We start from the raw sequence: 17,021 nt of genomic DNA on the forward strand, positions 1-17,021 counted from the left end.
CCTCAGAAAAAGGCATACAGCCTGTTTAAGGTGTTCGGGTCTTTGGTGCCCGCGAATACGTGTTTAATGGCGGCGTTAATCAGTGCGCTATACACCCTCTCGAAACGTTCCTGCTCCATGCTGGCGAAGGCCAGGCTTTCCGCTTCTGTCCGGACGTCACCGTTTAATCTGACCGTCTGGACATAGAAACCGGCCAGTATCGTCAGGTCTTTACGGAAACGGTCAAACTGGCTTTGTTCGTCCATATGCTCCAGGCCGGCACGGTTGGCGCACCAGTGCTGGAAGCAAAAGCCAAAGAAGGCCATTACCTTGCGGTGAAAGGATGGATTACGGGTCAGTTTGATTTCGGCGATGTAGGTTTCGCCGGATTTGAAGCGGTTGATTCGAGGAAGGTCTATATCGTCTGCTAGTGAGAATACGCCGCCCGGATGTTTCACCAGGTCGAATTGCAAAGGTCACTCTCCTTTCTGGCTATCCTGTAGTGCCTGTCGGGATGCTTTCCAGAATAACCATCTGTCGTTAGTTCTGGGTAGCGTGTAGAACCCTGACTCATCTTTATCTAACAAAAAATTTTTGCATAAATCGATGCCAGAAATACTGAGGATAAACGCCTCGAACTGCCTGCGGGCTTCATCCATTCTTTGGCCCCTTGTTTTGTAGCCTGTAGAACGCGCTTTGATACGCTTCCAATCGCCTTATCATCTGGCAGTTATGACAAAGAATTACAGCTGAAAATCCAGATAGCGGACTAAATTCTTTTTGCCCGCATCTCAAATCACTACCATTGGGATTAATGTGCTTACCACAGCCTTTGGATTCATCCATTGCCAGACTCCTTCATCATCAGGAACACGATCATTGCGGCGCGGAGTGGGTTTCTGTTGCTTGCTGAAACTCCGCTCTCATGCGCTGCCATCCAGGACGCCTTTCCGTGGGGAGTTAGCGATATACGCTCTCGGAGAATAATCCGAAATCCATCCTCTGCACGACTGCATGGACAAAAGCTCAGCTTGTGTACGACCCGTCCAAACCCTTTAAAAATTGAAGCAGATTTCGGGTTTAGTTCTCCCAGTTCGACTCGACATTTTGGGTTTTCAATTCGCCCAACTAAAACGGATATCTCGCCGTCAGTTAGCTTGCTGTAGTTCATATTCCTCTCCAAATTCAGGCACAAAAAAACCGTATTAAGCGGCGGCGGGGTTAGCTTGCTTTCTGGCCTCGCCAGTTACTGACCGGCTTCGATTCCTGCTCGTTCTGAGAAAATCGCTTCGCGGCTTCTTCCTGGTCGATTGTGACAAAGTGACCATTGCGCCATCCCATGTAAAACGTCTTCGGCTGACCGGACCGGTATTTGCCGATAATGATTTCAGCGATGCCGCGCATGTTGCTATGCTCGTCGTACACCTCGTCCCGGTACGGGAAGATAATCACGTCTGCGTCCTGCTCGATGGCCCCGGAGTCTTTCAGGTCTGCCATTGTCGGCCGCTTATCGACACGCCCTTCCACACCGCGGTTAAGCTGCGACAGGAGGATGACCGGTACTTTGTTTTTCAGGGAGAACTGCTTCAGCTTGCGGGTGATCTCCGCGATTGCCAGGTCGTGACGGTCAGACTTTGGCTTTCGCATCAGGCCTAGGTAGTCGATGGCCACAAAGCTCAGTCCGTTGTCGGCGTTCAGTCGCTCCGCATGAGCGATAATTTCATCGACACTCAACGTACCTTCCAGGACGTAATTGTCTTCGTTCTGAATCTGTGCCGCGGCATTGGTCAGGCGGGTGTACTGTTCGTCAATCATATCCAGCGGGTTGCGTAGTGCGCCTACTGCGATATTCCCGCGGTCAGCCAGATGGCGCTCAACAACCTGCATTTCTGACATTTCCATCGAGATAAACAGACCCCTGCCCTTCTGCCGGCCGATGTTGTTTGCGATGTGAATTGCGATCTCGGTCTTACCCATGCCCGGGCGACCGGCGATGATGATCAGGTCTGTCCGGTCAAAGCCGCCGTACTCATCATCCATCGGCCCGATACCGGTTTTCAGGTACAGCCCAGATTCTGCACCGGTCATTCGCTCCTCAAGGACAGCCATGTAATCGTCCAGCATATCCCCGATGCGGCGTGGTAACTTGTCGTTGGTTTCAAACTGGATCTTTGACAGGCCTGATGCTACTTCTGAGAGGGTTTCGTTGATGTTGTTGGTGTTGATACTTCCCAGCGAGTTAAGCGCCTCTGATAGCTGCGCCTTAGCCTTGCGGATCATCCAGCACTGGCGAACACGTTTGGCCCAAGCCTTGATGTTCGATGCCGCCGATGCTCCCTTTGCCACCTCAAGCACCCGATGGGATGTTTCCTCCGGAACGCCGTTTTTCACGCTGAATACGTCAACCGGTTCGGCCTGGTCCAGCAATCGGACAATGGCCCGGTACATTTCCCGCAAGTGGAAATTCTCAAACGATTCGACCGGTAGCTTACCGGCGATGTCCCGACAGTCGATGTGATCGCCTTTGACCATCATCGAGGCAACCAGTAATTCCTCAAACTCAATACTTTCCATGTCAGGCCTCAGTCGTCAGGATGGAGTCGATCATCCGCTGTGTCAGCGCAGTGGGAAGGCCATACTTCGTGCCGCTCGGGTTATTCCCGCAGGCATAATCCGTAGGCGTGTAGCCAAACTCGATATACCCGTTAACCATCGTGTCCACGTCAGCCGGTTCGCAGCCTGTTTGCTTGCAGTACGCAACATGCGAGGTATACAGGCGGGTCAGTCCAGCCAGATTGGTTTTGCTGATCACGGTGATTCTTGGTAGTCCGTATTTCTCGGCCTTGGCGTTCCAAGTGTTTATGAACCGTTGGTGGTCGAGTTGGATTTCAGAGTTTTTCTTCCTACTGCGTTTTGGCTTTTCAGGGTTTGATTCTTCCTGAACCGACAAACTCCCCTCTGGGGATTTAGGGGTAGTTTCTTTTTTCTTTTGAATAGTTTCTTTTGTGTTTAGCTGACTTGGCTTATGGGTATTAGCTGACTTAGCTAATGTTTCATTAGCTGGTTTGGCTAATGTTTCGCTATGTTGGCTAATGCCGGTATTCCAGTCAGAAACGACCTTGTTTACCCCGACTGCAATCCCTGTAGAAACAAGGATTCGCATCGCAATCATTTCGTTTTTTGCTTTACAGACATGCGTGTGATGAATGCCTGTCATCGCAGCGATCTGGGTATTGGTTATCCTGTCCAGCTTCTTGCCAAATCCGTATGTTTTCCTGATGATCGCAAGCACAACTTTTAGCTGCCGGGCAGTTAAATCGGCTGACATAACGGCTTCCAGTAGCTCGTTGGCGATGCGGGTATACCCATCATCGGTGTCGGCCACTTTGCGCTCCAGTTCTTCGTTTACCGGCTCATTTTGAACCAGCGATAAATGTCTAGCGGCGACCATTCTTCACCCCCGCTTTAGCCAGTCGATACTCACCAATAAGCCGGGCAGCAAAGGCCCGATTTTTAACTGCAACATCGACCAGACTGACCGGTCTTTCCGGGTGAAATTCTGGTGCCTTACCCTGGATTTTCTTCGTGTTTTTCATGTATAATTACCCCTGTTGAGTTGTTTAGAAATCAATGGTTAGTTGTGTAGAGGCTACTGTTCCCGCAGTGGCCTTTTTCTTTGTCAGAACGTTAAACATTTCCTGAAACGCCCTGCTGATCGGACTAACGTCTGATGCCATTCCGAAAGCACAAAGCACCGAAGCAATAAATCTCCAGTCTGTTCTGCTTATCTTCGATTCGTGGCACCCTACGAGGGCCGCCAGCTTGCGCTGTGTCAGCGTGGCAAGGTTGATGAGTAAATCAGTCTCCGCCCGGTCTATGGCTCGCTGAGATAGCTTGCTGTTATTTGCATGTTCCATTTGATTAAATCCTTGTGTGTTTAGTTGAGTGATCAGCAGGTGCTGTCACTTAGATTTATCAGTGTTTTTAGATAGGTTCGCTTTTCAGCGACGTAGGCGGGGGCCATTGTTAGAGAGCGGATGATGCTTAGGCTGCGCGATTGCTGCCTTTGGTACCATACATTAGCCAGTGCGGCTCACAATTGAGCGCTAAGGCCAGTTCAAACAGGAAGCGCGGGCGTTTGGTTGTTCCGTCTTCAATTCGCTGTAAAGATTGCTGTTTCATCCCAGCTTTCTCAGCTAACTGCGCTTGGGTCAGGTTTAACTCGATGCGCTTCTGTTTGAGGCGTTGAGAAATTGTATTCATTGACTCACCTCCACAGTTTTATCTGTATTTTCTAACAGTTAGTTCTGTTTGTCAAATACAGTTTTAACTGTGAGGATCAAGGCAAAAGGAGAGTAACTATGAGCCTTGCAGATCGTGTTCGTAAACGCCGTAATGAGCTGGGAATAACCCAAACAGAAGCAGCAGAAAAAGCGGGAATAAAGCAGCAGTCTTGGGCTAGCATTGAAGACGGGAAGACCCTTAAGCCCCGCAATATAGTTGGCATCTCTGAGGCTTTGCAGTGTGACCCTGCATGGCTTATGAATGGTGGTAATTTCCAGCCAGCTAGCGAAGTGAACACAAGGAGAATTCCGTTGATAAGCTATGTTCAGGCTGGCGCCCTAGCAACAAAGAGCACCATAGAAGCTATGGATGGGAACTTCGAATATGTCATGACAGACATGGACTGGTCTCAGTATACATTTGCCTTGAAGATTGTCGGTGACTCAATGGAGCCAGATTTCAGAGCTGGGGATGTTATCATCGTGGACCCGGAGATCGAGCCAGCACCAGGTGAATTTGTAGTAGCAAAAAACGGTGACCACGAGGCGACATTCAAAAAGTATCGCCCCACCCTGATTGCCCACAATGGCAAACAACAGTTTGAGTTAGTGCCTTTGAATAATGACTACCCGACGATGAGTAACGCTGATCACGCAATTCAGATAATCGGAACCATGGTAGAACACCGGATTTACCGCCGAAAAAGATAACCCACCCATACTAAAGACCGCTGAAAGGCGGTTTTTTTTCGCCTTTTCAAAATTCATTTCCTCAATCAAACAATGACTTACAGGTTAATCTGTTATTTATACAGTTTTACCTGTTGACTATAATACAGTTTTATCTGTAATCTTTACCTCAACAGCAGGACGCTGGCGAACACAGAAACGGATTAGCTCTTTATACAACGGTGATGGATCACCTACGTGGCCGAAAGGCCAATTAGTACCAAAGCGTGAGTTTTGGGATTGGATGAATGCAAACGCATGGTTGTGGGCAGTAGTAATACCACGGCGTCGGCTGAAGTCGCGGGATAACAAAACCGTCTTGAACGGTGGCTAAACCAGCGCACGTGAACGGCGAGGAGCACCGGCCATCCAATCACCAAAACTTACTCAGGAGGTAACTATGACACGCAGAACTCAATTCAATGGTTCAGCAGCAGGCCGCCGCCGTGTGCGCCGCGCTGATCTCCAGAGTGAGGCAAGCAAAAGCTCAGAGGAAATGCATCGCCCTACTCTGTCACTTTCAGGCAGCAAGCGGTCGAGTGTTGAGCGGGCAGTTAAGCCAATAGATTTGAGTGACCTGTTTGCGTATCAGGATCAGATACAGAAGCACGCAGACAGCATTGAAAAACAGAATCACCGCATCTGGTATAGCAAGCCAGGCGAACGCGGTATTACATGCACCGGCCGCCAGAAGTCGCGCGGTCGTTCGATTCCTTTAGTGTGAGGTGAGTATGAAAAAGTTTGAAGAGTTATCCAGAGAATCACAGTACATGGCAGTTGAAGTCCTGAAAGAGGTGATCATCGAAAGCCACAAAAGCAGAGGTGATATTGACGGGCAAAGAATTGAGTATTTTGCCCATTCGATTAGAGAGGCCTTCGCAGCACTTGAGTCTGAAAGGCCTGAATACGGGAGTGGTTCCTCAGATTGATTTCTTGAGTCCTACCCACATCCTCCCTACTGATTTTGTGACAATGACTGCAGGGAGAATGCTAATTTTTTCCGCTACAGCTATAGCCTTGTCCAGTACTGATTCAGTATTCAGTGTCTGACTTGAAAATACATACTCTGCTTCTGGGAGTTTGTATCTAATTCCCCCACTGGATTCTATTGTTTTTTGGAACCCATTTGCGCTCATAGAGTCGTGTAATTTTTCATAATCCTTAGGTGTTGCCCCATGCAATTCAACCCTAATAGTAAACTGAGCCATTAATTAACTTCCCTTATCTGTCTGTGGAATAACCAACGTATCAGTTTCCTTTGTCTGTGGAAAGCAGGGAAAGCGGGAGCCTGCCCCGGTAAAAACAGGCAAAGCCAGTAACCCCCTATAGCTCATTAACCAGTGGGCTATAGGGGTAATACAGCCCTGAACAGGAGTGGAAGACCTGTTCTGATTAAATCTTTAGTGATTGCCCTTCACTCGTGGAGGGCTTTTTTATGCCTGTCATATCAGCGTCCATTCACTGAGTGGGCGGTTATATGACCCATAACCCTAACGGAGTATCGCTAATGACAACCAACGTCATCGGCGGCGTCATTGGCGCTGCTAAATCACTGTTTAAATCACAGCTTGACCGTATCAAGCGATTTGTTAATGAAGCGGCCCGTCCGGGCGGGGAGGCTTTTGCGTGAAGAGGCTGAAATTTAACGTCGGATTTATTCGCTACTCACTGCCGGATAACGATGCTAACCGGCTTCGGATGTTACAGCTTACCAGGAGGTCGAAATGAGCCTGAACCTGACTATTGAATGCTCAGATGTGCAGACACGCGGGGCTATGCGGCCCGGAAAGGTCAGCGTTTCACTTGAAGATTGCGCCATCGACGGCCTGACCACTGAGCAGCAAACAGAACTGTGCGGCCAGATGGATTTCGACGTCCTGGTTGAGTATGTGAATTCGCTTATGGAGGTGAACCATGCTGCATGAACCTTCATTTGCAGTCGCTGAGAACGCAGAGGCACAACGCTGGGATCGGCACTATGCCGAACTGAATTATGACGAAGCGGTGCGGGAACGGGCCGAGGAATTGTCTGCCCTATTCCCTGATGACGTTGAAATGTTCGCAACAGATAACCCGGCGTACTTCTCTCTGCTGGCAAGCGACGATGCACAGGACGCCTATGCCGCGTTCGTTGATCGCATTTGCCTGGCTAAAGCTCAAGCCGAATGGAGTTGACTATGGAACCAGGCATCTACCACAACTTATCAAATGCTGATTATCATGCGGACCCGGCGATCGGGTCTACTTCAGTTAAGCAAATCAGTGTTAGTCCAGCAAACCTCTACTTCAACCCATTCAAAGGCAGTAAGTCAGCTCATATTGGTAGCGCCATCCACGCAGCCATACTTGAGCCTGATGTGTATAAGCGGGACTTCTATTTGCTTCCTGATGGCCTTGACCGGCGATCGGCTGACTACAAGGCAGCGGTAAGTGAATACGGTTCAGACTTTGTTCTGGTGGGCAGCGAGGTTGAAACAGTAAACCGCATGGTTGAGTCAGCCAGAATGAACAGTGATTTTGTTGATTACATGCGGTCACCTGGTAAATCTGAGATCTCCATGTTTGCCACGTGTGACATCACTGGCCTTAACCTGAAATGCAGGTTTGACAGGCTTTCTGAGTCCTATCCTTACCCGCTGGATGTGAAAAGTTGCAGGGATGCATCGGAGCGAGGGTTCAGCAGTGCATTCGGCCAGTATCACTACCACATCCAGGCGGCCTTTTACCTTCATGTCCTAAGGCTGGTAACCGGCAGAGATCTTAATCAGTTCTGTTTTTTCGCCGTAGAAAATACAGCGCCTTATCGAAACTGCATGTATTACATCGGCGAGGAGTCGCTTGAACAAGGACGAAAGCAGATGTTTGAGGCGCTGGAGAAACTAGCCGAATGCATGGAAAGCGAATCAGCCAGATATGAGGGGATAGTTCTCCCCTCGTCTGAAATAAATATCCCTTCTTATCTCTTCGATGAAGAGTTTGATGACGAGGTAATAATCTAATGGACCTATCACAAACCATTATCCCACGCTCTGATCAGCTTAATTTTGACGATGTTCAGATAAGTAGTATCACTGCGGTAATTAAATCTGTCCGAGCCGGAAATAAAGAGCAGCCAGTATTTATTGATTTGGAAGGATATGACGGAAGGCCTTACAAACCATCAAAATCAATGCGCCGAGTCTTGATTGAGGGTTGGGGCAATGACGGCCATGCCTGGGCGGGGAAATCTTTAACCTTGGCCGGAGACCCCTCTGTGAAGTACGGAGGTGTGGCTGTTGGCGGCATCAAAGTTAAAGCCATGAGCGATGTCGAATCCAGCTTTTCTCTGATGCTGACGGTATCGCGAGGGAAACGCGTAGAGCATACGGTCGAAAAATTGGTAACGAAACCCAAGGTAGACCCGCTGGAGTGGTTTTCCGAAGCAGCAATGCACTCAACGCTGGCTCAACTTGAAAGCAGATTTGAGAAAACAAAGGCAGCTCTTGCTGGCGATGACGATCGGGTGAGTAAGGCCACTGAGGTATATAAGACCAGAAAATCAGAGCTGGAGGCGGGCGGAGGAAATTCCGCATGAAGCTAATGCCCCACTACCGCCGGACAAAGGATGGTCCGCTTTCAGGCATCAAGGAGAAGATAACCTGGCAGTTAAACAAGGGGCCAATGACAGGTCAGCAACTGGCCGACAAGTTCGGCCTTAGCCTCGGCAGGATAAACGAGGTTATGCGCTCCAGCTTTAAAGGCGACACCGTGAAGCTCGGCAAAGGAGAGCCATTCGCCACTGATGGCAGAGCCATGGATAGGCTCTACTGGCTGGAAGCCAAACCACGGCGCGTTAATGCGAAAGAAAAGACACGGATCGTCTTCAGCCGAAAGCACTACGTCAATTAAACCCCATTCACCCAGCCTATCCTCTGCCATACGGCACCGGGAGGGTTATCTGTTGGAGAGGAAAAGTGGAAAAGACTCCATATAACCCGAGCAAAAAGGCCACAGGCCGGGTTAAGAACCCACTGCCAGCACCTGTTGACTGCCGCTATTGCCAGTCGCCGGTCAGCATCGCTAAAAACTCAGCTATCTACGGTCGTGAGTATGGCGAATGGCCTTGGCTATACGTCTGCGAAAGCAGCTTATGCCGGGCTTATATCGGCATGCATCCGTTTACGGCGATTCCTCTGGGGACACTCGCCAATCAGGAATTACGAAATGCCAGAAAGGAATGCAAACCGGCATTTAATCACATATGGCAATCAGGATTGATGACCAGAACCGAGGCATACCAATGGCTGGCAAAGAAACTGAGCATCCCTGCTGGCGAGTGTCATTTCGGTTGGTTTGATGTCGATCTCTGTCATAGAGCAAAACTAATTTGTGAGGGAGTAGCGGCATGACTGATATCTCAGAACTGGTGCTTATTATGAAGCTTGATTTGCATCGCGCTGTTGGGAATTTCAACCCAGAGATAAAAGTAAAAACAGTTTACTTACAGAGGATAGTTGAGGCACTGGAGAAAGCGCAGGCCCGCATCGCCGAACTGGAAAACGATGAAGTGCGCCAGCGGCTTGCCAATGCTGAGCATCAACTCTACATGGCTGAACTGGCTAAGCACAATCTCAGGGCCAGCAGGAAAGCTCAATTCCGGAAGCGCAAAGGTGCAGAGAAGCGCATTGCCGAACTTGAAGCTGGTAAAGATGCAGAACGCAGGGAGTGGCTGGCGCGGGGTGTTTGCCTGGTGGGCCAGGAATTAGCAAACAGGATTGAGCATGGAGAAGATGACGCCTGCCTGTCTTTTGCCAGATCAACAGCTATTGGTTTTGCAGCAAAAATCCTCGCCGGGGAGGTTGAATTATGAAAACTCAAATGCAGTTGGCTAATCGCGCATGGCGACTGAAAACCAAAGAGCTTGGTTGGAATCGTGGTTGGAAAAATGGTCGTAAGGGATGGAAAGCTTTTTGCCGTGAAAACGCCGCTGTGACTGTCGAGGAACACCTGAAAACAGACCCTCCATTTGAAGATCAGGAAGACGCAAAGTGGCACGTGTCCGAAGAACTAACATACTGGACTGAATAATGAAACCAATAACTGAGCAGAGACGGCAGGAGCTGATTGAGTATATCAAGGCTGCTTTGGCTGCCCACGTCCAGCGTGGTGGGGATAGTGATGAAGAGGATGTTTTTAAAATCGCCCTGGCTTCACTGACTGCAGTACGTCATCAGTGGTCAAATGGGTGCAATCTATGGGTGCCGAGAGCACTCCGTTACCTTGCTGAAAATGAAAGGCCTGGGGGTGGCAATTCATATTTTAACACAGAGCACCTTTACCAGCTGGCGAGAGAACTTGAACTAAGCATGTCTTCCCCGCTCTACACCGCCCCGCCGGTACCGGTGATTAAGCTGCCTGAGAAACTGCCGTGTGATGTCAGATTTGATCCTGGCATGATTTTTAGAAAGGGAGTTTTAGTACAGACAATGCTTGATGCTCTTATCAGACGTGATGATTACGAGAAGGAGCTTGCAGAATTGTCCGAGGACGAAAGAAAAGCAAGACAGGAAAAAATCTCCGAATTTCTCAACGGCCTGGGTGAGTGATGAGTAACACGGCTGAAGCAATCCCGTGGTTAATTATCGGTCTGATTGTCTGCCTGATATGGATACGAAAATGACCCGAATCACCACTCACATACTGGCAGGTAACTACCCTGCTTTCATTAAACGAATAGCGTTCCGCATTGCTCTGTGGGATGCGTACAGGAGGAAGTGATGATACTCGCCGGATACGTCATCCTCATTCTCTCCGGTAACCAGGCAACTCCCCTCACTGAAACAATCTACCCCATCGAAACACAATGCCAGCTGACAATCATACGTCTACTGACTCGGCGGCCAACGGCTGATTTATTGTGTGGTGAAGTTAAGAGGAATGTGTAATATTGCTTATCAATTTAGTGATCGAGATGCGATTATGAATGATTCCGATATAATCAATATATGGATTGCTGCTGGGACTATCACTGCAGCAGTTGCGGGTTGCATAGGTGCTGGAATTACAGGTTATTATTCTTACAAAAACAGTCGGGAAGATAAGCTGAGATGGGCAAATGATATCGTTTTTAACCTTGCAAAAGATGCAAACTCTGTCATAGATTCTGATGGTGCCATCCCGACTGGCGAAGGGGCCTTGAGCAGAATCATAACTGTCTCTTATAAATGTATAGAATTTATAGAGAGAGAGTTTGAATCAAAAGACGATAGAAAAAAATTATACTCCGTAATGTTAACTTTTTTTCACACAAGTATCTTGCAGGAAATAAAATCAGGTGACTTATGTGTGAATCTCTTTATATTTGGCAAAAATGACGCAATAAAGAAAGCTATTTCAAGCCAAGAAGATTTTGTCAGAAAAAGAATTTTTCCCTAATTCATTAACCGCCCACTGAGGCGGTTTTTTATTGCCCAAAGGAAACCACTATGACCCACGCCGACCCACTCGACCAGGCATCAGAACTGGAACATCAGCAGTTGCAGATTTCCCTGGTAAATCGCCCATTGCCGAAGCCATTCTCAGCAATTTGCCTGAACGGTGACTGCGGGACAGCATCGTTACCAAAATCCAATTACTGCTGCTCTGAATGCCGCGAAGATGCAGAGAAGCATGAACGCGCCGCCAGATTTAAACGCCACTAACCCCACCCTCTAAACCAAACCACCCTATTCCCGCACCGGTCACCGGCGGCATCGCCGCGCCTGCGGGTTGGGTAAAGGAGAATGCTATGCAGCAATCAGATTTAATGACACAGGAAGAAGTATTCAGCGTGATCGGCAAAAAGCGCGTTGCACTTTACCGGCTGCGCAAGGAAAAAGGATTTCCGGAGCCGGTATTGCAATATCCATCGCGCTACGTTCGTGCTGACGTTGAAAACTGGCTTTTAACCGGCGGAGTTAACCGAGCTTCTTAACGTGCCAGAATATCTTATCGGCATATATTTCATACGCTTCTTTTTGCTCCGCTATCCAGTCGTGTTTGTTATACACGGCCATCACTCCCCCAAGTTCATGCCCCAGCATCTTTTCGGTGACATGGGGCGGAACTCCTTCACTGGACAGGTTCGTGACGAGGGATCGTCTGAAATCGTGCGTCCGCCATTCTGGTATATCAATTAATTCCCTTAGCTTCGCCATATAAAGGTTTGACGATGACCGGTCTATCGGCTTGTCCAGTTCCATCCCGGGAAACAGTATGTGATTTCCGTTATTCATCAGGCGCTCAATGTATGGCTGAACATGACTGAAGATCGGACGCCGGATAACGTTACCCATTTTCGAGATATCAGACGGCGTGGTCCAGATCATGTCGTCCAGGTTGAAATCAGCCATTGTTGCTAGTCTCATCTCTGAGAGACGGCTCCCCCACAACAGCAGCAGCTGGTGAAGGATGCGGTTTGAAGAATGTATCTTTGAATTCTCCAGTGCTACCCATACCTTTGCCAGCTCACCATACGTCAGAACCCTCGTCCCCACGTCGGACCGCTTGCCAATGGTTTTCACACTGAGCTTCATCACTTCACAGGATGGGATTATTTGCCGGCTGATGCACCAGTTGATAACGGAGCGCAACTGGATCAGTAATACTCTGGCCTTTTTCTTATTGTCCTTTTCCTGCATATCAAAGAAACGGACCCACTGAGACACCGTTATGTTGTGTACAGGCACGCCCTGAAAATGTGTGTACATGGTGTTGTACACGACAGAACGATACAGCGTCTGAGTGTTCTTTCTTAGGCCGCTTACATATTTATCCCACCACTGATCAAGGCACACCTGCAGGGTGATATCATCGCCAAGCGATGAAAAATACGTTTTCGGGTTTACGCCCCGAGTGTACAATTCACGCATCTCGCCGACAGCGATCCGGGCGTCCTTGAGAGACATTGAAGGGTAACGCCCGATAGTCAGTCGCACCGGCTTACCTTCCCAGCGGTACCGGAACTGAAAAGCAATGGTCCCGGAGGGTGTAATGCGCGCGCTGAGACCTTCGGCGTCAGTAAGTTCTGCCGGTCCGTCATAAGGCTTGCCATTGAGGTTTCGCAGTTTGGTATCGCTAAGGGCCATGATTATGAGATGTACACAGGGATTTTTTTCATTATGTACTCAATCTGTACGCAATGGCAAATGAACAAAACGGAACCAATGCGGAACAACCAGAAACAAAGTGAGTACATTGACATCGGAAGTGCTTGATGAAACATGAGGAATTACGGTAGTATCGGAACACTCAGGAACAACCTGAAACACTAACGCGCAAAGTCTCCTTAGTTAAATGGATATAACGAGCCCCTCCTAAGGGCTAGTTGCAGGTTCGATTCCTGCAGGGGACACCAGTCATCAGTTCGCCACCCTCCGTTATAGTTCGCACTCCCCTCATAAATCAGTACTCATCAAAAACAACTGTTCGCTATAGTTCGTCAAAGTTCGTTGACAGCAGCAATCTAAAGCGGGAAAAAAACGGGTAAACATTTTTACCCACCGGAATTTTACCCATGCTCACCGTCAAACAGATCGATGCCGCCAAGCCAAAAGAGGAGTATTACCGGCTCCAGACCCGGGCGGCTTGTATCTGTTCGTGCCTCCGACCGGCAAAAAGGTCTGGCGACTCCGGTATCGTCACTCAGGAAAAGAGAAGACTCTGGTCATCGGCCCCTAACCTACCCCGGAACACCGGTTACACTCCTTTTCAGTAAATCCCCTGCTATCCTTTGTCTTCTCCCGGACACAGACGCGACCTGTCACGTGGCAGTCTTTACATCTGGCCCGGGCGTTGCCGCAGAATGTGACCATGATGCAAAAGTGCAAGTTGCGAATGTTTGCACCACTTTTCGCTTAATCCTGGTTTCAAAACTGCGTAAGGGTGCCACCTTGTCGCAGTGCTTATCCGTATTCTGTCAGTCACTGAATTGCCTTCCGTTTATCGTTCTTACTCAGATCCATTTCGCCGCTGAAAGCTGTGAATCCGGGTGAAGAGCAACTCTTAAACGAACTCATACCGATTCAGTCTTCCCCGGGGGAAAATCCAAAACGAAACATAAAGCAGAGAGCAACAGTGAGCAGGACCGGCACCGTTGAAGTTAGCGCACCTAATCAGGCGCATCATTCGGTGGAAAGCACCGCGCCTTAAAAATGAGGTTGTGATATCCACCCGATTATGGGGTGTATAATAGTCATTTTGAGGTTACCCCTGTCTTTACTTCCGTGTGCTTGCCGTGTCATGGCTGTCGCTGAACGCGTAACCCTTCTCTTCCGACCCTGAAAGTCTTTCCACCTGCCATTCATCCTTAATGACTGACTTCCTGCGGATATCCTCCTGAACCTGAAACTGCTGGCAAAGCGTGTCATTCGCCAGTCAGAGCAAACTGTCTTAGTAACAGTAAACTGCAGTACGCAGTGTCGAAGGCATCCTCAGGTGGGGATCCGCGCCATTTGGGAATCTTTACGCTGCAGAAATATCTGAAAGCGCTTCCATAAAACAAATTTATTAACCTGCCTAATTATTAGTATGTAATTATTAATGTGAGCCAGGTCTCATACCTGTGTCTGAGCGGCAAATGTATCAACCATTCGGTCGCCATCATGGCGTGGCAGTTTCCAGAACCAGGGATGAATAAAATGAAACACTCTCCACAAGCCGCTTCTGATGAAAGCGGTTCCAACAAGTTTACTGTGCAGCAACGCTTATTTTTTGTAGTACTGGTTGCGACGATGGGCGCACTGGCTTATGGCTATGATACAGGCATTATTTCCGGCGCATTACCTTACATGACCTTACCGGCAGACAGGGGCGGACTCAATCTGACCCCGTTTACCGAAGGATTAATCACCTCTTCACTGACCTTCGGTTCTGCTGTCGGAGCCTTTATCAGCGGATATGTTTCTGATCGATTCGGGCGCCGCATTACTCTGCGAAGCCTGGCACTGTTGTTTGTTGCCGGAGCATTGGGTACGACTCTGGCACCGAATATTGAAATAATGGTCGCCATGAGATTCATTCTTGGGATCGCTGTAGGCGGGGGATCCTCTACCGTCCCGGTATTTATCGCTGAAATCGCCGGCCCCAAGCGCCGGGCCCCGTTGGTCAGCCGCAATGAGCTGATGATTGTGTCAGGGCAGTTGCTGGCATATGTGGTGAGTGCTGCGATGAGCCTGCTGCTGCATGACGGAAGTATGTGGCGGTATATGCTGGCGTTAGCGATGATCCCAGGCGTAATGCTGTTTATCGGTACTTTCTTTGTGCCCGCCTCTCCTCACTGGATGGTTTCGGAAGGTCGCTTCAAAGAAGCACTGCGTATTATGCGAAAATTGCGTGAAAACCCTCGCGAAATAAAAAAAGAAATGGCTGAGATGCGACAGAATGCGCAGCAGGCCCGACAAGGCCCCGCGCCCCGTGAATTACTTAAAGAGAAATGGGTAATACGCTTATTACTGGTGGGTTTCGGTATGGGGATCGTGCTGCAGTTTACGGGGGTGAATGCCTTTATGTACTATACGCCGATTATACTGAAGAGTACCGGGCTGGGAACCAGTGCGGCTATCGCCGCGACCATTGGTAATGGTATTGTATCGGTGATTGCCACCTTTGCCGGTATTAAGGCTATCGGCCATTTTGGTCGTCGCCCGATTCTGCTGACCGGACTGACTATTGTGATCACTATGCAGCTCATGCTCGGTGCTGTCCTGGTGTTTATGCCTCATAACCTGACCCAGAGCCTGCTGGCATTGGCCTGTATTCTGGTTTTCCTGTTCTTTATGCAAATGTGTATTTCACCGGTCTACTGGTTACTCATGTCTGAACTGTTCCCGATGCAGTTACGTGGCGTTCTGACAGGGTCTGCCGTTTCATTTCAATGGGTCTGTAATGCGATTGTCGCGTTCGTCTTTCCCCCATTATTGTCGCTGGTCGGGAACAGTGCATTCTTCATTTTTGCGGCGATTAATGTGGGATCGTTTATCTTCGTCGCTTTGGCGTTACCGGAAACCCGCGGTAAGTCTCTGGAAGAGATCGAAGCGCACGTACGTGAGCACTTTGGTGAAAGTATTAAAACCACATCTGTAGCAGAGTAGTGGATATCAATCCGGACGTTATGTCCGGATAGTCCCGTGCCCGGTTCGCCGATACGCACCACGGGGGTGATAGCAAATGGCGCAATCGCACGCACTGGCGACACAATGCTTTCTGCTGAGTGGGGGCCATGCCCACTGTCGATAAATAATCAGTCAGACTCACTGGTTGCCAGTATTTCAGCAACATCTGCGGAAGGAAGTTCAAGTGCAACCCCTGATTGCAGCTTGCCGGCTTACACATTATTTTTCAAAAAGTCTTTACCATTGCCATGGTTTGATGATTCCGGTAAAGGTGCCTCCATGCAGCCAATATCAGGCAGGACTCTCCTGCCTGCCTTTCAGGCCTGATTCATGATAAATACAGTAAGCCGCACCCTGATCAGGTGATGTCCGGCGTGTCGTCAGATATCAAAGGTATCCACCAGACTGACGTGCAGACGAACATTGATGTTGCCCCGGGTGGCATCAGAGTAAGGGCACACGTCATGTCCCCTTTTCACCAGCTCAATTGCGGCAGATTTATCCAGACCACGGACTTCCACATCCAGATCAATATCCAGAGCAAAACCACCGTCATTTTTCTGGCCAATGCCTACCGCACAGGAGGTTTTGGTCGCTACACCTTGCAGCTTTTGCTGCTGGATAATGTGGATCAGCGCATTATCAAAACAGGCCGCATACCCCATGGCAAAAAGTTGTTCCGGGTTAGCCCCCTTTTTTCCGTTGTCATTGTTAAAACTGACCAGGTCCAGCCCAAAAGAACCATCATCTAAAGCAACGTGACCATCACGCCCACCGACGGATGTTGCGCGGGTTTTGTAAAAAATTTTCATATCAGGACTCCTTCGTGAGCATCAAACTAAATCGCATACGATTAAATATGAAGATAATAATAACCCAAAGGCATTACCGGTCAATCCAT

The 17,021-nt window shown here is 49.0% G+C and carries 29 protein-coding genes, 1 tRNA gene and 1 pseudogene; 19 read left to right on the forward strand and 12 right to left on the reverse strand.

Features of this window, described 5'->3' with window-relative positions; translation table 11 throughout:
* Positions 1–2: 2 nt before the first annotated feature.
* The 9 genes from ABD035_RS10585 to ABD035_RS10615 form a co-directional block, all read right to left on the reverse strand.
* A complete protein-coding gene (locus ABD035_RS10585) occupies positions 3–452 on the reverse strand; it encodes a DUF1367 family protein (RefSeq protein ID WP_212713398.1) in 450 nt (149 codons plus the stop codon).
* A gap of 3 nt (positions 453–455) precedes the next feature.
* On the reverse strand, positions 456–638 hold the full coding sequence (locus ABD035_RS17700) for a phiTE_015 family protein (protein WP_486388824.1): 183 nt from the start codon (positions 636–638) through the stop codon (positions 456–458).
* A complete protein-coding gene (locus ABD035_RS10590; RefSeq protein ID WP_212713397.1) occupies positions 631–825 on the reverse strand; it encodes a hypothetical protein in 195 nt (64 codons plus the stop codon). The genes ABD035_RS17700 and ABD035_RS10590 overlap by 8 nt, the downstream gene beginning before the upstream one ends.
* Positions 818–1,150, reverse strand: coding sequence for a phage protein NinX family protein (locus tag ABD035_RS17670; protein WP_212713396.1), 333 nt, complete (start codon positions 1,148–1,150; stop codon positions 818–820). The genes ABD035_RS10590 and ABD035_RS17670 overlap by 8 nt, the downstream gene beginning before the upstream one ends.
* Positions 1,151–1,200: 50 nt before the next feature.
* Positions 1,201–2,553: a replicative DNA helicase gene (locus ABD035_RS10595; RefSeq protein WP_343870015.1), complete on the reverse strand. Its 1,353-nt coding sequence runs from the start codon at positions 2,551–2,553 to the stop codon at positions 1,201–1,203.
* Position 2,554: 1 nt separating this feature from the next.
* Positions 2,555–3,430 carry a replication protein gene (locus ABD035_RS10600; RefSeq protein ID WP_212713394.1) on the reverse strand — a complete coding sequence of 292 codons (876 nt, stop codon included), beginning with the start codon at positions 3,428–3,430 and terminating at the stop codon, positions 2,555–2,557.
* A complete protein-coding gene (locus ABD035_RS10605; protein WP_212713393.1) occupies positions 3,417–3,575 on the reverse strand; it encodes a hypothetical protein in 159 nt (52 codons plus the stop codon). The genes ABD035_RS10600 and ABD035_RS10605 overlap by 14 nt, the downstream gene beginning before the upstream one ends.
* 24 nt (positions 3,576–3,599) lie before the next feature.
* Positions 3,600–3,896 carry a CII family transcriptional regulator gene (locus ABD035_RS10610; protein WP_025901425.1) on the reverse strand — a complete coding sequence of 99 codons (297 nt, stop codon included), beginning with the start codon at positions 3,894–3,896 and terminating at the stop codon, positions 3,600–3,602.
* Between the two features lie 127 nt (positions 3,897–4,023).
* The gene (locus ABD035_RS10615) at positions 4,024–4,242 is read right to left on the reverse strand and encodes a helix-turn-helix domain-containing protein (protein ID WP_343870020.1); all 219 of its coding nucleotides are present in this window, start codon (positions 4,240–4,242) and stop codon (positions 4,024–4,026) included.
* A gap of 98 nt (positions 4,243–4,340) precedes the next feature.
* On the opposite strand from ABD035_RS10615, the gene ABD035_RS10620 reads away from it, so the two are divergent.
* The 3 genes from ABD035_RS10620 (at position 4,341) to ABD035_RS10630 (ending at position 5,920) form a co-directional block, all read left to right on the forward strand.
* The gene (locus tag ABD035_RS10620; protein ID WP_343870022.1) at positions 4,341–4,973 is read left to right on the forward strand and encodes a LexA family protein; all 633 of its coding nucleotides are present in this window, start codon (positions 4,341–4,343) and stop codon (positions 4,971–4,973) included.
* Positions 4,974–5,391: 418 nt separating this feature from the next.
* Positions 5,392–5,715, forward strand: a complete 324-nt coding sequence (locus ABD035_RS10625; protein ID WP_343870025.1) for a transcriptional antitermination N peptide — start codon at positions 5,392–5,394, stop codon at positions 5,713–5,715.
* Between the two features lie 7 nt (positions 5,716–5,722).
* Entirely contained in the window at positions 5,723–5,920 is a 198-nt protein-coding gene (locus ABD035_RS10630; RefSeq protein ID WP_343870028.1) for a hypothetical protein, read from the forward strand.
* On the opposite strand, the gene ABD035_RS10635 is transcribed toward ABD035_RS10630, so the two are convergent.
* Positions 5,912–6,199: a DUF2622 domain-containing protein gene (locus ABD035_RS10635; protein WP_343870030.1), complete on the reverse strand. Its 288-nt coding sequence runs from the start codon at positions 6,197–6,199 to the stop codon at positions 5,912–5,914. The genes ABD035_RS10630 and ABD035_RS10635 overlap by 9 nt on opposite strands.
* A 299-nt stretch (positions 6,200–6,498) precedes the next feature.
* Between ABD035_RS10635 and ABD035_RS10640 the strand changes: the two genes are divergently transcribed.
* The 13 genes from ABD035_RS10640 to ABD035_RS10700 all read left to right on the forward strand — a co-directional run bounded on the left by ABD035_RS10640 (position 6,499) and on the right by ABD035_RS10700 (position 11,943).
* A complete protein-coding gene (locus ABD035_RS10640; protein ID WP_256360140.1) occupies positions 6,499–6,621 on the forward strand; it encodes a hypothetical protein in 123 nt (40 codons plus the stop codon).
* 94 nt (positions 6,622–6,715) lie between these two features.
* The gene (locus tag ABD035_RS10645; RefSeq protein WP_343870035.1) at positions 6,716–6,916 is read left to right on the forward strand and encodes a hypothetical protein; all 201 of its coding nucleotides are present in this window, start codon (positions 6,716–6,718) and stop codon (positions 6,914–6,916) included.
* The gene (locus tag ABD035_RS10650) at positions 6,906–7,166 is read left to right on the forward strand and encodes a hypothetical protein (protein ID WP_343870037.1); all 261 of its coding nucleotides are present in this window, start codon (positions 6,906–6,908) and stop codon (positions 7,164–7,166) included. The genes ABD035_RS10645 and ABD035_RS10650 overlap by 11 nt, the downstream gene beginning before the upstream one ends.
* 2 nt (positions 7,167–7,168) lie before the next feature.
* A complete protein-coding gene (locus tag ABD035_RS10655) occupies positions 7,169–7,990 on the forward strand; it encodes a PD-(D/E)XK nuclease-like domain-containing protein (protein WP_343870039.1) in 822 nt (273 codons plus the stop codon).
* Positions 7,990–8,565 (forward strand): hypothetical protein, encoded by a 576-nt coding sequence (locus ABD035_RS10660; protein WP_343870041.1) that lies wholly within the window; start codon positions 7,990–7,992, stop codon positions 8,563–8,565. The genes ABD035_RS10655 and ABD035_RS10660 overlap by 1 nt, the downstream gene beginning before the upstream one ends.
* Positions 8,562–8,879 carry a hypothetical protein gene (locus tag ABD035_RS10665; RefSeq protein ID WP_343870043.1) on the forward strand — a complete coding sequence of 106 codons (318 nt, stop codon included), beginning with the start codon at positions 8,562–8,564 and terminating at the stop codon, positions 8,877–8,879. Before ABD035_RS10660 ends, ABD035_RS10665 begins: the two co-directional genes overlap by 4 nt.
* Positions 8,880–8,944: 65 nt before the next feature.
* On the forward strand, positions 8,945–9,379 hold the full coding sequence (locus ABD035_RS10670; RefSeq protein WP_343870045.1) for a zinc-finger-containing protein: 435 nt from the start codon (positions 8,945–8,947) through the stop codon (positions 9,377–9,379).
* Positions 9,376–9,840 carry a hypothetical protein gene (locus ABD035_RS10675; RefSeq protein ID WP_343870047.1) on the forward strand — a complete coding sequence of 155 codons (465 nt, stop codon included), beginning with the start codon at positions 9,376–9,378 and terminating at the stop codon, positions 9,838–9,840. Before ABD035_RS10670 ends, ABD035_RS10675 begins: the two co-directional genes overlap by 4 nt.
* Positions 9,837–10,058, forward strand: a complete 222-nt coding sequence (locus ABD035_RS10680; protein WP_343870050.1) for a hypothetical protein — start codon at positions 9,837–9,839, stop codon at positions 10,056–10,058. Before ABD035_RS10675 ends, ABD035_RS10680 begins: the two co-directional genes overlap by 4 nt.
* Positions 10,058–10,576 carry a hypothetical protein gene (locus ABD035_RS10685; protein ID WP_343870052.1) on the forward strand — a complete coding sequence of 173 codons (519 nt, stop codon included), beginning with the start codon at positions 10,058–10,060 and terminating at the stop codon, positions 10,574–10,576. The genes ABD035_RS10680 and ABD035_RS10685 overlap by 1 nt, the downstream gene beginning before the upstream one ends.
* Positions 10,577–10,907: 331 nt before the next feature.
* On the forward strand, positions 10,908–11,405 hold the full coding sequence (locus ABD035_RS10690) for a hypothetical protein (RefSeq protein ID WP_343870054.1): 498 nt from the start codon (positions 10,908–10,910) through the stop codon (positions 11,403–11,405).
* A 50-nt stretch (positions 11,406–11,455) separates the two neighbouring features.
* Entirely contained in the window at positions 11,456–11,671 is a 216-nt protein-coding gene (locus ABD035_RS10695) for a hypothetical protein (RefSeq protein ID WP_343870057.1), read from the forward strand.
* Positions 11,672–11,757: 86 nt separating this feature from the next.
* Positions 11,758–11,943 (forward strand): helix-turn-helix transcriptional regulator, encoded by a 186-nt coding sequence (locus ABD035_RS10700; protein ID WP_212713376.1) that lies wholly within the window; start codon positions 11,758–11,760, stop codon positions 11,941–11,943.
* Here the strand turns inward: ABD035_RS10700 and ABD035_RS10705 are convergent.
* A complete protein-coding gene (locus ABD035_RS10705; protein WP_343870060.1) occupies positions 11,927–13,096 on the reverse strand; it encodes a tyrosine-type recombinase/integrase in 1,170 nt (389 codons plus the stop codon). The genes ABD035_RS10700 and ABD035_RS10705 overlap by 17 nt on opposite strands.
* Positions 13,097–13,290: 194 nt before the next feature.
* On the opposite strand from ABD035_RS10705, the gene ABD035_RS10710 reads away from it, so the two are divergent.
* The 3 genes and pseudogenes from ABD035_RS10710 (at position 13,291) to ABD035_RS10720 (ending at position 16,099) form a co-directional block, all read left to right on the forward strand.
* Positions 13,291–13,365: transfer RNA gene (locus ABD035_RS10710), tRNA-Arg, on the forward strand.
* 159 nt (positions 13,366–13,524) lie between these two features.
* Positions 13,525–13,682 (forward strand): annotated as a pseudogene (locus ABD035_RS10715) (Arm DNA-binding domain-containing protein); the annotation flags it as partial.
* 965 nt (positions 13,683–14,647) lie between these two features.
* Positions 14,648–16,099 (forward strand): sugar porter family MFS transporter, encoded by a 1,452-nt coding sequence (locus ABD035_RS10720; protein WP_343870062.1) that lies wholly within the window; start codon positions 14,648–14,650, stop codon positions 16,097–16,099.
* Between the two features lie 401 nt (positions 16,100–16,500).
* Here the strand turns inward: ABD035_RS10720 and ABD035_RS10725 are convergent, their stop codons facing one another.
* Positions 16,501–16,932, reverse strand: coding sequence for an organic hydroperoxide resistance protein (locus ABD035_RS10725; RefSeq protein WP_343870064.1), 432 nt, complete (start codon positions 16,930–16,932; stop codon positions 16,501–16,503).
* Between the last annotated feature and the right edge of the window lie 89 nt (positions 16,933–17,021).

Origin of the sequence: Tatumella terrea, assembly GCF_039523755.1 — a bacterium.
GTDB lineage: Bacteria > Pseudomonadota > Gammaproteobacteria > Enterobacterales > Enterobacteriaceae > Tatumella > Tatumella terrea.